Below are 15,062 nucleotides of genomic sequence, written 5' to 3' on the forward strand. Positions count from 1 at the left end.
CCTGAACGGCGCCGACAACATCGCCCAAGCCATCCGCTACATCTCCCGCGACGCCACCCGCGCTCTCACCGTCCTCAACCTCGCATGATCGAGAAACGGGACAAAACCCCACTACGCCGGAGCCCTGCCCCGAATGACCCTCGGATGGAAGACGCCTGCAGAAGCCATCAGCGATCATCTAAACTCGCTGTCGGCGTACTCCTTGATGTGCAGCGGTGAGTACGAGTAAACGTGCAGAGCTGTCAGGGGCAGGGTTTCGCTCTTTCTGTCGTTCGACGTAGGCCCTCGACGGTGAAGCTGAAGATGTCGATCAGGCAGTAGGCCGCGGTCATGCCTGTGTCGCCGGGGCCGGTGGAGCAGAAGCAGGCCAGCCGACGGGCGACGGCATCGTCGCTGCGCAGGAACTCGTCGATCCGGGCGAGCAGCTGGACCAGGTCGGTGAGCTCGTCGTGGTCCAGCTGTAGAACCGGCTGGGCTTTGGGCATCGGCGGTGGCATCGAGCTTCCCTTCCTTCGGCTGGCAGCGTCGTGGGGTGGCCAGGGTTGTCAGCCGGTGGCGGCGACTTCGGCCTGGACCGCGGCCAGGCGATTCCTGAGCCGGTAGCTGGGGCCGTTGATCGCGATGACTTCGCAGTGGTGCAGGAGTCGGTCGAGGATCGCGGTGGCCAGGACCTCGTCGCCGAAGACCTGGCCCCATTCACTGAAGGCCTTGTTGCTCGTCAGCAAGATCGAACCCTTTTCATACCTTTTAGAGATCATCTGGAAGACCAGGTTGGCCTCGTCGCGGGCCAGCGGGAGGTAGCCGACCTCGTCCAGCACCAGGACCTGAGGGCGAAGGTAGGTGCGCAGCTTGGAGCCGAGACGGCCGATGGCATCGGCGGCTTTGAGCTGGCGGACCATGTCGTCCAGTGTGGTGAAGTAGACGCTGAAGCCGGCCCGGCAGGCCGCGACCGCCAGCGCGACGGCGATGTGGGTCTTGCCGACTCCGGGCGGGCCCAGCAGGGCGGCGTTGGCCCGGGCCTCGACGAAGGCCAGGGTGGCCAGGTCCCGGACCTTGCGAGCGTCCAGTTCGGGCTGGTAGGAGAAGTCGTAGTCGTCGAGGGTCTTGTGGTGCGGCATCTTCGACACCCGCAGGGCGTGCCGGATCCGGCGTTCCTCACGGACGGCGTGTTCCTCTTCCAGCACCAGATCCAGGAAGTCCAGATAGCCCATCTGGGCCTCATCGGCCCGGGCGACGAAGGCGCCCAAGTGCTCGGCCAGGTGGGGCAGCCCCATCTTGGCGGCGATGGTGCGGATCCGGGCGGTGACCAGCTCACTCAACTCAAGGTGTCCTTAACTCGCGCGAAGAAGGGGGAGGTGTCTGATCGGGGACAGAGGGGTGCCGTAGCGTGGTGGATGGCCCTGCTCAGCGGAAGGGCCCGGTGCCGGTGATCTGGTCATAGACCGACAGCGGCCGCCGTCCGACCTTCACCTCGGCGGCATCGGAGCGGGCCAGCAGGAACCGCAGCGCGCCCGTTTGCTCGTGCTGGCGTCGGCGGGCTGTCAGCTCGTCGGCGGGGTCTTCTTCAGCGCTGGTGGTGGTGGCGCGGGTGTGTCCGTCGGGCAGTCCCTTCCAGTGCTCGGGGTCGACGATGCGGGCGCCGCGCCCGGCGGCCCGTGGGTGCACGGCCAGCAGCGTGATGCCGTGCTCGTCCGGGATGGTGGCGTGCAGGCTGACCGTCGCCGAGGACGCGCGCACCTCCACAAGTTGCCGGGGGAAGACACGGGCCGCGGGCACCGAGTAGAGGTTGGCCTCGAAGGCGACCAGGCAGTCCTTGCCGACATGGCGCAGGTGCCGGTCGGTGACCAGGTAGGGCCGGGCCGGGACCGGCCGCAGCGCGGCATGGTCGCGGCGGGCCCGGACGGCGATCACCTCGCCATGAGTGCGATGGACCGTGCGGCGGCGCATCGGCACCCACGACACAAACGCGTTGTCCAGCTCGTCCAGCGAGGCGAACGACCGGCCCGCCAGCACGTGATCGCGGACGATGAGCACCTGGCGTTCCACTCGCCCCTTGCCGGTCGGGCGATAGGCGGCCAGCACGTCGATATCGAAGTCGTAGTGCCCGGCGAACGCCACCGCCTCCGGATGCAACGGCACCGCCTTGCCCGGGGCCACGTGCCGGCGCACCACGGTCTTGGTCCGGTCATAGACGATCGAGCCTGGCACGCCGCCGAAATGCTCGAACGCTCGCCGGTGGCAGGCCCAGAAGGTGGCCAGGTCCTGGCTGGTGGTGAAGCAGCAAAACGGATCGCGCGAGTACGACAACGTCATGTGGAAGGAGTAGACCTTCTCGATGCCCACGTGCGCCAAGATGCCGCCCTCATCGCCCCAGTCCACCTGGGCCTGGGCGCCGGGCACCACCTCGAACCGGCGATGCAGCCTGGCCAGCTCGCGGGGGCTGTAGCCGAGTTCTTCGGCGATCCGCGGCCGGGCCTGCTGCAGGTAGAGCTTGACGCGCTGGTAGTTGCCGGTGAACCCGTACTCCTCCACCAGCCGCTCGTGGATGACGGTGGCTTTCAACAGCAACTCCGCCCGCAGCCACGCATCGATCACCGGCGCATACTGAGTGATCACCTGATTACGCCGACTCGGCCGCGCCGCCGCTGCTGGAGGCGCCACCGGACCGTCGGCCTCCAGGTACTTCTTCACCGTGCGCCAGTTCAGCCCGGTCTCCCGGGCGATCTCCGAGATCGTCGCCCCCGACTCCCGCAAGGCCCGAAACCGACGCAGATCAAGCCATCGCTCAGCCTCCAGCACCACCGTGACCCGCCCTCACCGAGATGATCAGCAACCACCTCGCCAGGCTTCACGATCACGGGCTCGACACCACGACCGACGCGATGATCATCTCTGCACGTTTACTTGTACGTGGCTCTGCACTTGAATCCGTACGCCGACACTCGCTGCTGAGCAGCAGTGTTGCGACGATCCCTTGAACCCAAGCTGGCTGCCGGTATCCGAGTGATGGATCAACCCTCGCTCGACTGGCCTGCTCGTGCGCTCGCGCCGCCAAAAGGCCATGTCCAGGGCGTCCAGCACCAGGCTGGTCTGCTTGGACAACGATGCGGCCCAGCCGACGATCGCCGGCGAGTAGACGTCGACCACGAAGGCCATTACGTAGACCACGCCGCACCAGGCGGCCACATGAGTGAAGTCGGCCACCCAGGCGGCGTTCGGCCGCGCCGTGGCGAAGTCCCGTTGCAGCCGATCCGCCGCCCGCTCGTGACCAGGGTGGTGGCCACGGTGGTTCGCACCTTCTTACCCCGTCGGACGCCCTGCAGGCCCAGGGCGCGCATGCGCCGCTCGACGTGCAGCGGGCCACCCGGTGGCCTTCCCGTTGCAGCTGGTACCAGATCTTGCGGGGGCCGTAGACGCCGTAGTTATCAGCGTGGATGCGTGCGATGTGCTCGTCCAGTTCGGCGTCGCGCAAAGCGCGCGGGCCGAGGCCGGGCGATTCTTGGCGGCGTAGTACGTGCTGGTGGAGATGGAGCAGCCGTGCGCGGTCAGGACACGGCAGATCGGCTCGACATCGAACACCTCGGCGTGCTGGTCGATGAAGTTCAGGAGTGCGTGCGTGGCGGTCGAGCTACGCGAAGAAAGCTCGACGCGGCCTTCAAGATCTCGTTCGCACGCTGCAGTTCGGCGTTCTCCCGGCGCAGCCGCTTCAGCTCGGCCGACGTGGTACGGCCTGGCCGACTGCCCTCGTCGATGGGCAGCGTCGGGGACTCCGACAACGCCATGATGGAGTCGTTCTGGTCCCGGATGCGGGTCGAACTCCTGGACCGCCAGCGCTGGAACACCCGCATCGAACTCGCCAACGCGATCTTCGACCTGAAGGTCTGGCACAATCGACAACGACGACATAGCAGTCTGGGCATGCTCACCCCGATACAGTTCGAGAACGCGTCCACCGTGGCATGACAATCCAGGAACGCGACTCCATCAAACCCGGGGCACACCTAAGTCTCCACCGAAGCCGGGGCGATTCAACCCACCCCTAGTGATACGACGCATCACCATGCGCTGGCGCGTTTCTCCAGTTCAGGACTCATGTTCATGTGCTTCTCCCGACACATTTGAGGGATGCGGGGATGACGGTTGTACGTCGTTGACCGACTAAAGGGCAGACGTGTCGTCGGTCAGCGGCTCAACCTTTATCGACGTTGGGCTCGCCAACGGAGTGACTTCGGCCACGGCACCTGAGTCGCGAAAGGACTGGATCGAGGTCGGAGAGTCGGGGTAGCAGTTCCCTCGGGGGAACTCCAGATACGCGGGCGAACCATAGAACCTCAACTCCCGCCACAGTGAGGTAGGCCACGCTCCAGGCCAGCCCTGCCCCGACGGCCCCCAACCTGGGGATCAGCAGTATGTTCAGCACGAGGTTGACAGCGAGGGCGCCGACGGGGATCGCCGTCATGGTCAATGGACGCTCCAGTCGCACGAGATATTGTTCGATCGGACGGAGCAGGACCAGCGCGAGTGATCCCGGCGCGCGGGCGAACAAGGGGGCCACACTGCCCCCGTAGGCTGAGCCGTACACGAGAGGAATCAACACCGGAGCTGTGATCACGAGTCCACCGACCACAATCGCCGAGAGCAGCAGGTTGAGACGAATGGTGCGACAGGTTGCCACCTCCGCGTCACGGTTGCTCTCGACAGTCTGACGCGGGAGGCAAATCTGCGTCACGGCTTCGGCTGGCACCTGTGCCAGATAAAGGACTGTGACCGCCACGGTGTAGACACCGACCTCGGCGGGGGAGGCGAGCGCGTTCAACAGCAGGACATCGACGGTCAGCAGCAGGTGAAAGGCGACGGGGTGGAGGTAATAGCGGCCTGACAGGACGAGTTGCCGCCGCGCGAGTGTCATATTGCCGCGTATGGTCGACCGGCCGAGAGCGTGGACGAAAAGTACAAATGGCAGGACGGTGGAGATCGTCCAGCAGACGATCACGGCTGTTACGTTGAGGGTTCCAGCGGCCGCGAGAAGCAGGATCGGCAGACACTGACACAGTCCGGTCATGACCGATGCCCGGTTGACCGGGCGAATGCGGGACTGGAGAAGCAGAATGGATTGAAGGTTGCTCCACGCGACGCAGAATGGCACCGCCACAAGCGCGATGATCAGCAGATGAGGCTCGGGTAGCGGAGCAAAAACGGTCATGAATGTGAGCGTGGATGCCGCGGCTACAAGACCCAACAACAGGCCGAGGATCAGCCCGTTGCCAATGAGAGCTCGCTGGCGGGAGGCGTCCGGCCACAGTGCGATCTGTGACTTTTCCAGGGAGAACTGGCCCGCGAGAACGGCGATCCCGGCTGTGGTCGCAATCACGGCGTAAACGCCGCGGCTCTCGGGCTGCAGGGCGCGTGCGATGACCACGCCGGTGACAGCGGCGAGCGCCAGTCGCAGTGCGTGGCTGGCCAGGGTCTGGACTGCTCTGCCAACGGTCGTGGTCGCGCCAGAAGCTGGACCGGCCTTTGCAATGGGGGCCTCTGGGCACGCCGTTGTGAGGGTAGCCGGGACGTCCTGCGATGCGCGGCCCGGTGAACGCCGGCTCCACAGCTTTGGCGTCATTGTGGTCCCCCCTGCGACTACCCTGAAATTGAAGTATTACTCAGTGTTGTTGGATGAGTGCAGATAGCGGCAGGTGTGTCGTTCGACGCGCATGTGGAGGGTCGGGATCATGGCGGTCACGGACCACATGGACGTAGTGGGCTTCCGGCGGCTGCAATCTGCGACTCGTGGCCGAGGCGAGAGATCTGCGCGAGCCTCGGCGCCCTGGCGCGCAGCCCTGTGGATCGTGCTACTTGATTCAGGGCGTGACCGATGGGGCGGATCCAGGTCCCATGCACGCGCCGATGAAGAGGAAATTGGTGTGATATGTCATGGTCGATTTTTGCTGCGAGAAATGAGTATTTCTTTACGAATCATTTGACATGCGGCCGCTGCACCTCCGTGAGTCGCATGGTGTTGCCAGCTAGGGTGGAAAGCGTGCCGCGTTCTGGAAGCGATCCGGAGAGGCCTATCCATGCCTGTCGTCGGCTACAAGACCGACCGTATAAGCCGATGGGTCGCTTGCAAGGAGCGGCATCCAGAGGGCCGTAGTAGCGGTCCGAGGCAACTATAGCGGTGGCGTGTCGGTGGGAGATCCGCACTTTGATCGCGCTTGGACGAAATTGGGTGCAAGGGCGGCAATCGCGCGTACGGGGTGAGAGGGGAATGGGAAAAAGGCCTTCGGGCGCCTGGCTCCTGACTATCGATGACGACCATACGTGATCGCCCGGCATTCATTATCACAATTGACGTGGAAGCGGATGACCAGTGGCAGTACAACGTCGAGGTCTCGACAGAAAACGCTGCCTATCTGTCGAGATTTCAGGAACTGTGCGAGGAGTATCGGCTCCGTCCTACCTATCTGGTGGAATGGGCGATGGCGTGTTGTGAGAAGTTTCAAGAGTTCGGTCGATCGGTGGTCGAGCGCGGTGTTGCAGAAATCGGCATGCATCTGCATCCGTGGACCACGCCTCCGCTGGTTTCCCTGACCGGCGCGGACCATATGTGTCACCCTTTCTTGATTGAATTCCCAGAAGATGTCATGAGAGAAAAGGTCGAGAGGATAACTGACCTTCTCGTCGAGGTGTTCCAGGTGCCAGTGATCAGTCATCGAGCCGGCCGATGGATGCTCGACGAGAGATATGCACAGATTCTCATTGATCAGGGTTATCTGGTCGACTGCTCCGTGACTCCGCATATCTCGTGGAAGAACAGCCGCGGGGCACCGGACGGCTGCGGACCGCGAGACTACTCTGACTTTCCGGAAGAGGCATACTTTCTGGACCCCGGATGCATCAGCAAAAAAGGCGATTCGGCTCTTCTTGAGGTGCCCATGACTGTGGTCGCCCGGCGGCGGAGGGATTTTCTTCCTGAGGGCAGCTTGGTGCGGCGTGCCGCGAACTGGATCTCCCCCGAGGTGGTGTGGATGAGACCCGCCACGAGCAGTCGGCGGCGAATGTGCGCGCTTGCCTCCCAGGCTCTAGCCGAAGGGCGCGACTACGTGGAGTTCATGCTCCATTCCTCGGAACTCATGCCCGGCGGAAGTCCGTACTTTCGTAGCAAGCGGAGCATCGAGGCTCTCTATGCAGATCTGGAAGCCCTTTTCGCCTTTGTCGACAAGGAGTTCGACGGGGTGACTCTCGCCGAGTATCACGCCCGATTCGTAGGCGATCCGACACGACCGGCGACTGGCCGACCGCGGTTCGACCGATGAAATTTGTCGTAAGGTTCTTCCCCGGCCTTACTGAACACACCCGACGAGTGTTCCGCCTTCGCAGACGGCCTGGGACCGAGGCGCCGCCGCCAGGTGAGGTGATCGCTTTGCGGTTACGGCGATTGGTGGTGACCCGTGATTCTCCCGGCACGCGTCGCGACGGGCTTCACTCGTCCTGGACTGCGTGCTCTTCCCAGCGTGTCGACCCTCGGCCGGACGCGAAAAGATTTCTTCCATGAAATGCCTATGTGACGAAAATGGTTAAGCGCTCGAATAATGCTGCTCACAAAACACGAGAGAGCTGGCTTACGTGGGGCTATTCGAACGATAGTCCGCGGCATCCCGCCCATGGCCGCATGGATGAGTCTTGTTACCGGCGGATGACGCACGCCCAGGCAATGGACGGGCGGTCTTTGGATTCTGGAGTGAGTCCTGCCAAGGTCTGCCTGGTCACGGGAAACCTGGGTTTGGGCGGGGCCGAGAAACAGCTTGTTCTCCTAGCTCAGGGCCTGCACCGGTGCGGCATCAGGACCTGCGTGTTGGTGATGAACCATGGGGGACCATATGAAACCGTTCTGCGCGAGTCTGGCGTCCCCGTCGTTTATCTCGGCTTCAAGCGGCTGCATGGCATCGGTGTGGACGTGGCCCGCAACCTGGTGGCCTTCTGCCGGTTGGTCTCCTTTCTTAGAAAGGAGGCACCAGATGTGGTTCATGCGTTCCTGTACCATGAATACGTGACCGTAGCTCCGGCGGCTCGGCTCGCGGGAGTCCCCGTGGTTGTCGCGGGAAGGCGTAGCATGGGCACTTTCAAGGAGAATAGGAAGGTGTTGCTCGCCGTTGAAAGGGCGGCCACGCGTATCACCGACATGGTGATCGCCAATGCCCGTGCCGTGGCCGATAATTGCCTGCGCCAGGAAGGGCTCGACCCGCGCAAGATTACGGTGATCCTGAACGGTCTGCCACAGGAGACGTTTGACCATGTCGAACCGGCGGTCGCGGACACCCACCTACCCGTGATCGTCTGCGTAGCCAATCTGCGCTACCCGAAGGGCCACGAGCACCTTCTCGAGGCCATGGCACTCCTGGACGAGCGGGGCGTCGCCTGCACTCTTCTCCTGGTGGGGGACGGAAAGGATCGCCCCGCTCTAGAGGAGCGGGCGTGCTGCCTGTCCGTCGACATCCGTTTCCTGGGCGTTCGTACGGACGTCCCGGCGCTGTTGCGACGCGCGGACGTCGTGGTGTCGCCGTCGCTCGCGGAGGGTCTCAGCAACTCCGTCATGGAAGCGATGGCCGCGGCTGTTCCCGTAGTGGCGACCGCCGTCGGTGGAACGCCCGAGCTGCTCGATGGTCGCGGCGTGGTGGTTCCGGCGGGGGATCCCGCGGCTCTGGCAGATGCCTTGGCCGCGACGCTGGCGGATCTCGAGCACGCTCGCGATCTTGCCGCGGAGGCCGCGGCCTGGGCGCGTTGTCATCTTTCTGTCGACACAATGGTTGACAGCCATGTTGGGATCTACCGTGACCTGCTGGCACGCAGGCGCGCGTGATGAAGGCGCCGCCGCCTCAACGGCTTAGGAACCTGTGGCAGGTCGCCACGTACCCGCAGACGGCGATTTCGCCCCTGGAAGTACGCCCGCGTCCACCCTGGCCGCTCTGCCGAGGCTTCCTGTAAGCGCGTAGTCGGCGATTCCGTCGGCGAGCGCGGTGCCGGCAAGTTGGGATCGCGCCGCAGTGGTGCGCGAACGGGTCACCGATGACCTCTTCCAGGAGTTCGATCTCGCCTCTGAGGGGATCGGCCACGCACAGGCGAGTCGGCGGGAGCTGGCCGCCCGGCTCCGGTGCGATCCATGTTCGTGCAGACGGTCCATTTTGCAGCATGTGCTGGAGCTGCTGAGGCAGAGACGGTCTCTGGGCCATGTCCAGGTAGGGAAAGAGGAAACACTTCGCCGCTATAGCGACGTGATGAGTGGAGTGGCACAAACGTCGGGTTAGCGTCTCCAACGTTGACTAGGACAGTTGCTGAGGAGCCCGCATGAAACCGGACAGCCGGATCCGTGTCATGGAGATCATTGCCCGGTTGAACGTGGGCGGCCCCGCCACACAGGTAGCGGGACTGTGTGAGCGGCTGAACCAGGCTGAGTTCGATCACCGGCTCTACACGGGGCATGTGGACGCCGATGAGGGGGATCACCTCGACCTAAAGGCTTCTACGGTGCAGGTTCGCCGAGTGGCGGGCCTGGGCCGCGCGGTCAAGCCCTTGGACGACTTCCGTGCTCTTCTCCGGCTGAGGGCCGCTGTGCGTGACTTCCGGCCGCACGTTGTTCACACCCGGACGGCCAAAGCTGGCGCCCTCGGGCGGCTGGCGTCGCTCCTGTCCGGTGTCGGGGCCGCTCGGGTGCATGTGTTCCACGGGCACCTGCTCCACGGCTATTTCTCGCCAGCGAAGCGTGCTCTCTACGTGCGATCGGAACGGTTCCTCGCTTCCAGATCCGATCGGCTGGTGACCGTCGGAGTGCGGGTTCGCGACGATCTACTCGAGGCAGGCATCGGCCGTCCCGAACAATATGTGGTGATCAGGCCGGGCGTTCAACTCGGTCCCGTCCCCGACCGCTCTGCGGCTCGTCTCGCTCTAGGTTTGCCGCCAGACGCGCCAGTTGTCACCTACGTGGGGCGCCTGACCCAGATCAAGCGGCCTGATCGTTTTGTTGCGGCGGCCAGAGCCGTGCTCCAGCGAGTGCCTGACTGTCATTTCCTGGTCTGCGGTGGAGGCGAACTGCAGGAGCAGCTTGAACGGAGCATCCAATCCGTGCGGCGATCCTTCCATCTACTCGGCTGGAGAAAGGACGTGGAGACGGTCTACTCCGCTGCCGACGTAGTGCTGCTGACCTCCGACAACGAGGGCACGCCGCTCACCCTTATCGAGGCGGGCATGGCCGGCAGGCCCAGCATCTCCACGCGAGTGGGGAGTGTCGCGGAAATTGTCAAGGACGGCGAGACCGGTCTGTTGGCCTCGACTGACGCAGGTCAGCTGGCCGAAAGCACGGTGAGGCTGCTCTCCGACCCCACTCTCGCCCGTCGGATGGGTGAGGCCGCCCGCGACTGGACGAATGCCTCCTTCTCCGTGGATCGCCTCGTCGCGGATACCGAAGCCCTTTATCGATCGCTGGTCCAGGACCGGCGGGATCGACTCGTCGCGGCCTGAGCACGAAGGAGTGAGCAGATGAGAGTGCTGGTAACTGGTGGCGCAGGCTTTATCGGAGCGAACCTGTGCCGCGCGCTCGCAGCGCGGCAGGAAGTCGAGAAGATCGCTGTCCTCGACGACCTGAGCAGTGGAAGTCTCGCCAATCTCGACGGCGTCGAAGTGGATTTCGTGAAGGGCAGCATCCTTGAGGACGATCTCCTGGCCGATCTCGTCGCAGACGCCGACGCGGTCGTCCACCTGGCCGCCCGGCCCTCGGTGCCTCGATCGCTGGAAGATCCCATGGCCTCGCACACGGTGAACGCCACGGGCACCCTCAACGTCCTCGAGGCATGCCGTACGGCCAAGCCCTACCTGGTCCTCGCGTCGTCGTCCTCTGTCTACGGAGACTCCCAGGAGCCGCACAAGCATGAGGACCTTCCTACCCGGCCGCTCAGTCCCTATGGCGCAAGCAAGCTGGCGACCGAGGCATATGCGCTGGCGTACGCCCATAGCTTCAGCCTGCCCGTCCTAGCCTTCAGGTTCTTCAACGTGTACGGCCCGCTGCAGCTGGCCGACCACGCCTACGCGGCCGTGGTTCCAACATTCGTATCGACGGCTCTGCGCAGCCGTCCGGTGCCCATCTATGGCGACGGGAATCAGGCTCGGGACTTCACTTTCGTGGGATCGGTAGCGGAGGTGCTGGTCGAGGCGATGATCCGCAAGGTCGCGCATACCAAGCCGGTGAATCTCGCATTCGGCACCCGCGTGACCGTGCAGCATCTCAAGGAAGTCCTGGGCGAGGTTCTTGGCCGACAGATCGAGGCGATCTCCCTGCCTCCCCGGATCGGTGATATCCGGGAGTCACAGGCCTCCCCCCATCTGATGTTGCGGCTGTTTCCCTCAGTGCGCCCAGTAGACCTCGACGAAGGACTCCGCGTGACGGTGGCCTGGTTCGAAAAGGCTGCGGCATCGGGGCCCAGTGCCCATGTTGACCTGCCGCTTCGCCCCAGAAATAAGACCTCTCCACATATGTGACAAGGGGAAGCCTGTGAACAAAGCAGCAATGAGCACCTACCTGATAACGGGCGGTGGAGGATTCATCGGGTCGCATCTGGCCGATGCGTTGCTCGCCCGCGGTGACTCAGTCGTGGCTCTGGACAACTTGTCGACCGGGCGGCGGGAGAACCTTCAGCCGCATCCCAACCTCCGCTTTGTGCACGGGTCCGTTCTGGACGAGCTCATGGTCGACGAACTGGCCCGCCAGTGTGACGTCGTCATCCATCTCGCGGCGGCGGTCGGTGTCAAGCTGATCGTCGAGCAGCCGCTGCGATGCCTGACGACTAACATTCGCGGTTCGGAGATCGTCATCGAGGCCGCGTATCGGTACCGGAAAAAGCTCCTGATCACCAGCACGAGCGAGATCTACGGCAAGAACTCTTCAGGGCCGCTGCGGGAAGACGCTGACCGTATCCTTGGCACCCCGTCCGTCGTGAGGTGGGCCTACAGTACGGCGAAGGCCGTCGACGAGATCCTGGCCAATGCCTATCACCGGGAGCGGGGTCTTCAGACGATCGTGGTGAGGCTGTTCAACACCGTGGGACCGCGGCAGAGCCCGGCCTATGGCATGGTCATCCCGCGCCTCGTACGGCAGGCGATCAGCGGTACTCCCCTCACGGTCTTCGGCGATGGGAGCCAGACCCGTTGCTTCGCGCATGTCGCGGACGTCGTCGACGCTTTGCTCAGGCTCCTAGATCTTGAGGCGGCGGTGGGGCAGACCTTCAACATCGGCTCGGAGGCGGAGGTGAGCATCCTGGAGTTGGCACAGCTGATCATCCGGCACACCGGATCCACGTCCGGGATCGAACTCATCCCGTATGACGAGGCGTACATCCAGGGCTTCGAGGACATGACACGCAGGGTGCCCGACACCACAAAGCTTCGCGAGCTCACCGGCTGGGTTCCACGGCACACCCTGGACGAAATCCTTACCGAGGTCGTAAAGGAAGCCCGCGAAGACATTCCGGCATCCGTCCCATGAACACCACGACCGCCTGGGTTACGGCCGTGGCCGGGTTTCTGACCTGTTGCCTGGCCGTCGTCCCACTGAAGCGCCTCGCGCTGCGATGGGGGCTGACCGATCGCCCCAGCGCAAACAAAGCACACGCTCGCCCAACTCCTTATCTCGGTGGCATCGCGATCACGCTGGGCACGCTCGTCCCCGCGGTCACGGCACTCGGCCTCGCCGATCAGCGCATCACCGCCGTGCTGCTGGCCGCCACGGTGATGGCCTTGGTGGGTCTGATCGACGACATCAGGCCGATGCAGCCATTCACCAAGCTGACTGTGGGGACTGTGGCGGCGAGTGGAGTCGTCTCCTCTGGAGTCCACGTCACCGTGTTCGGCGGGTGGCTGGACGGTTCTCTCACAGTGCTGTGGATCGTCGTGGTGGCCAACTCCTTCAACCTGCTCGACAACATGGACGGTGCGCTGGGAGCGGTCGCCACGGTCACTGCGGCTTTCCTCGCGGGAACGGCCTTCGTGTCGGGTCAGCCGTCGCTGGGGCTCCTGCTGATAGTGCTCGCCTGCACTAGTCTCGGCTTCCTGCCGCACAATTGGGCACCCGCGAAGATATTCATGGGCGACTCCGGATCCCTGTTCATCGGATTCATAATCTCCTGCTCCGCCGTCTTCCTGGTGTCGGGGCAAGATTTGGACACGATGTTCGCCGGGCTGCTACTCCCGACGTTCGTGGCAACCGTCGACACAGGTGTCGTGTTCTTCTCGCGGCTGAGGGCGGGGCGCTCTCCTCTGGCGGGTGGCACCGATCACGTGTCCCACCGGCTGCGCCGGATGGGTCTTGGCCCCCGCATGGTCGCTGTCGTGCTCGGGCTGGCGGCTGCCGCTGCGGGCACGTGCTGCCTGGCGATGGCTCTGCAGTGGATATCGCCGCCAGTCACGGCGGTGATCACGGCGGGGGCCGCTATCCTCCTCATCCATTTGCTACAGGGTGTGAGTGCGTATGAGTCGATAGAGCACCCCATGCCCGGAAACCGTGAAAGGCAAGGTTGATCCAGTGGATCTGCTGTATTGTCTCAGGCTCTTGCGTCGTGACTGGTGGCTCGTTCTCATCTCGTTGGTCATTGGTGTGACATCAGCGGTCATCATTACCGCGAACACGCCGCCAAAATACGCCGCGACGATCACCATGATGGCCAAGAGCACTGAGCAGCCAGTCTCGCAGCCGATAACTCAGCAGCAGATGAAGTCCTATGCCAACCTGCTGTCCAGTGGTCGCCTGATCAGCCAGGCCGCGGTGATTGCCATGATGGCCAAGAACATGCAGCAGCCAGTCTCGCAGCCGATAACTCAGCAGCAGATGAAGTCCTATGCCAACCTGCTGTCCAGTGGACGCCTGATCGGGCAGATCGTAGCCACCGAGGGCGAGATCAGAACCGTCCAGCAGAACATTACAGTGCAAGCCATACCGGATACCTTGCTCCTGCGGGCGACAGTCACCGATGGCGACCCCGTCCGTGCCATGCGCCTCGCCGATGCCCTTAGCACCAGGTTCGCCGTGCTGGTAGACGAAATGGAGCGACCGACCGCCGACCGCCCTTCCAGCGTCAAAATACTGGTGGTTGATCAGCCGAGGATGCCCAATGAACCAGTCAGCCCGAGGCCATTGGTGAACGTCGCGTTTGGAGTGCTGATCGCGCTGTTCGTCGGCGTTGGATCAATTATACTCCGCGATCGTTTGGACACCACTATTAAGACCTCCGAGATGCTCCAGCATTTGTCGCAGAGCCACACACTTGGCATCATCGGCTTTGACAAGGATGTAGAGCGTCGCCCTCTAATCGTCCGTGACAAGGGCAGCTCGTTGCGGGCTGAGGCGTATCGCTCGCTGCGTGCGAATCTGCAGTTCATCGATATCGACCGGCAACCCAAGTCGCTTGTGGTCACCAGTTGTCTCCCGCGTGAAGGGAAGTCCTCGACCTCATCCAATCTTGCGATCGCCCTAGCGCAGGCGGGAAAACGGGTGATTTTGATCGATGGTAACCTTCGCCGTCCGCGCATTTCGGATTACTTCGGCATCGAGACTGTGGCGGGCCTGACGGATGTGCTCATCGGCAAGGCAGAGCTGAGGAGCGCGATACAACGGTGGGGAGAGTTCGATCTTCACATACTGCCGAGTGGCCAGATCCCGCCCAATCCGAGCGAACTGCTCGGTTCGCCTGGTATGGAGCAGATACTCAAGGAACTCGTGAAGAGCTACGACATGGTGCTCATCGACGCACCACCGCTACTAAACGTCACCGACGCGGCGACGCTCACAGCCGCCTGCGATGGTGCGATGCTCGTCGCACGGTACGGCAAGACCCGGCAGGACCACGTCATTCGCGCCAAGGAAGCGCTGTCATCGGTTGACGCCCGCCTGGTAGGAACTGTCTTGAATGCTGTGCCGGCCAGGGCCAGTCGCTACGGCCACGGTCAAAAGGCGGAGCTCAAGACCAAGGGAGAGCTCACGACGCCGGTCTCCGGGTGAGTAACTGGAGCGGGGCGGCGAGCGAGGTTGG

At 63.5% G+C, this 15,062-nt stretch carries 13 protein-coding genes and 1 pseudogene; 8 read left to right on the forward strand and 6 right to left on the reverse strand.

The window, feature by feature from the left end; translation table 11 throughout:
- Nucleotides 1-242 precede the first annotated feature (242 nt).
- The 5 genes and pseudogenes from ACTWPT_RS51755 to ACTWPT_RS51775 all read right to left on the reverse strand — a co-directional run.
- Nucleotides 243-497 carry a hypothetical protein gene (locus tag ACTWPT_RS51755; protein WP_443184949.1) on the reverse strand — a complete coding sequence of 85 codons (255 nt, stop codon included), beginning with the start codon at nt 495-497 and terminating at the stop codon, nt 243-245.
- A gap of 48 nt (nt 498-545) precedes the next feature.
- Nucleotides 546-1,319: an IS21-like element helper ATPase IstB gene (gene istB, locus ACTWPT_RS51760; protein WP_443184950.1), complete on the reverse strand. Its 774-nt coding sequence runs from the start codon at nt 1,317-1,319 to the stop codon at nt 546-548.
- An 85-nt stretch (nt 1,320-1,404) separates the two neighbouring features.
- Nucleotides 1,405-2,754 (reverse strand): IS21 family transposase, encoded by a 1,350-nt coding sequence (istA, locus tag ACTWPT_RS51765; RefSeq protein ID WP_443184951.1) that lies wholly within the window; start codon nt 2,752-2,754, stop codon nt 1,405-1,407.
- Between the two features lie 132 nt (nt 2,755-2,886).
- The gene (locus ACTWPT_RS51770; protein ID WP_443185017.1) at nt 2,887-3,246 is read right to left on the reverse strand and encodes a DDE-type integrase/transposase/recombinase; all 360 of its coding nucleotides are present in this window, start codon (nt 3,244-3,246) and stop codon (nt 2,887-2,889) included.
- A gap of 115 nt (nt 3,247-3,361) precedes the next feature.
- Nucleotides 3,362-3,472, reverse strand: a pseudogene (locus tag ACTWPT_RS51775) (IS3 family transposase); the annotation flags it as partial.
- 65 nt (nt 3,473-3,537) lie between these two features.
- Here ACTWPT_RS51775 and ACTWPT_RS51780 point away from each other — a divergent pair.
- Nucleotides 3,538-3,963, forward strand: a complete 426-nt coding sequence (locus tag ACTWPT_RS51780; RefSeq protein ID WP_443184952.1) for an integrase core domain-containing protein — start codon at nt 3,538-3,540, stop codon at nt 3,961-3,963.
- A 226-nt stretch (nt 3,964-4,189) separates the two neighbouring features.
- On the opposite strand, the gene ACTWPT_RS51785 is transcribed toward ACTWPT_RS51780, so the two are convergent.
- The gene (locus tag ACTWPT_RS51785; protein ID WP_443184953.1) at nt 4,190-5,614 is read right to left on the reverse strand and encodes a lipopolysaccharide biosynthesis protein; all 1,425 of its coding nucleotides are present in this window, start codon (nt 5,612-5,614) and stop codon (nt 4,190-4,192) included.
- A gap of 730 nt (nt 5,615-6,344) precedes the next feature.
- Between ACTWPT_RS51785 and ACTWPT_RS51790 the strand changes: the two genes are divergently transcribed.
- From ACTWPT_RS51790 to ACTWPT_RS51820, 7 genes are all read left to right on the forward strand, one after another.
- Complete coding sequence (locus ACTWPT_RS51790) at nt 6,345-7,307, forward strand: deacetylase (RefSeq protein ID WP_443184954.1); 963 nt, start codon at nt 6,345-6,347, stop codon at nt 7,305-7,307.
- 425 nt (nt 7,308-7,732) lie between these two features.
- A complete protein-coding gene (locus tag ACTWPT_RS51795) occupies nt 7,733-8,851 on the forward strand; it encodes a glycosyltransferase (RefSeq protein ID WP_443184955.1) in 1,119 nt (372 codons plus the stop codon).
- Between the two features lie 485 nt (nt 8,852-9,336).
- Entirely contained in the window at nt 9,337-10,506 is a 1,170-nt protein-coding gene (locus tag ACTWPT_RS51800) for a glycosyltransferase (RefSeq protein ID WP_443184956.1), read from the forward strand.
- Nucleotides 10,507-10,524: 18 nt separating this feature from the next.
- Nucleotides 10,525-11,520, forward strand: coding sequence for an NAD-dependent epimerase/dehydratase family protein (locus ACTWPT_RS51805; RefSeq protein WP_443184957.1), 996 nt, complete (start codon nt 10,525-10,527; stop codon nt 11,518-11,520).
- Between the two features lie 28 nt (nt 11,521-11,548).
- Nucleotides 11,549-12,523, forward strand: a complete 975-nt coding sequence (locus ACTWPT_RS51810) for an NAD-dependent epimerase/dehydratase family protein (RefSeq protein ID WP_443184958.1) — start codon at nt 11,549-11,551, stop codon at nt 12,521-12,523.
- Nucleotides 12,520-13,554, forward strand: a complete 1,035-nt coding sequence (locus ACTWPT_RS51815) for an MraY family glycosyltransferase (protein ID WP_443184959.1) — start codon at nt 12,520-12,522, stop codon at nt 13,552-13,554. Before ACTWPT_RS51810 ends, ACTWPT_RS51815 begins: the two co-directional genes overlap by 4 nt.
- 4 nt (nt 13,555-13,558) lie before the next feature.
- On the forward strand, nt 13,559-15,031 hold the full coding sequence (locus ACTWPT_RS51820) for a polysaccharide biosynthesis tyrosine autokinase (protein ID WP_443184960.1): 1,473 nt from the start codon (nt 13,559-13,561) through the stop codon (nt 15,029-15,031).
- Nucleotides 15,032-15,062 lie beyond the last annotated feature (31 nt).

Source organism: Nonomuraea sp. 3N208 (genome assembly GCF_052245935.1).
Classification (GTDB): Bacteria; Actinomycetota; Actinomycetes; order Streptosporangiales; family Streptosporangiaceae; genus Nonomuraea.

Bases quoted from the DNA above. Each gene is read 5' to 3' on its own strand.
- ACTWPT_RS51800 (WP_443184956.1), top strand. From the start codon at position 9,337: ATGAAACCGGACAGCCGGATCCGTGTCATGGAGATCATTGCCCGGTTG.
- ACTWPT_RS51785 (WP_443184953.1), bottom strand. From the start codon at position 5,614: ATGACGCCAAAGCTGTGGAGCCGGCGTTCACCGGGCCGCGCATCGCAG.
- ACTWPT_RS51810 (WP_443184958.1), top strand. From the start codon at position 11,549: ATGAGCACCTACCTGATAACGGGCGGTGGAGGATTCATCGGGTCGCAT.
- ACTWPT_RS51815 (WP_443184959.1), top strand. From the start codon at position 12,520: ATGAACACCACGACCGCCTGGGTTACGGCCGTGGCCGGGTTTCTGACC.
- ACTWPT_RS51755 (WP_443184949.1), bottom strand. From the start codon at position 497: ATGCCACCGCCGATGCCCAAAGCCCAGCCGGTTCTACAGCTGGACCAC.
- ACTWPT_RS51805 (WP_443184957.1), top strand. From the start codon at position 10,525: ATGAGAGTGCTGGTAACTGGTGGCGCAGGCTTTATCGGAGCGAACCTG.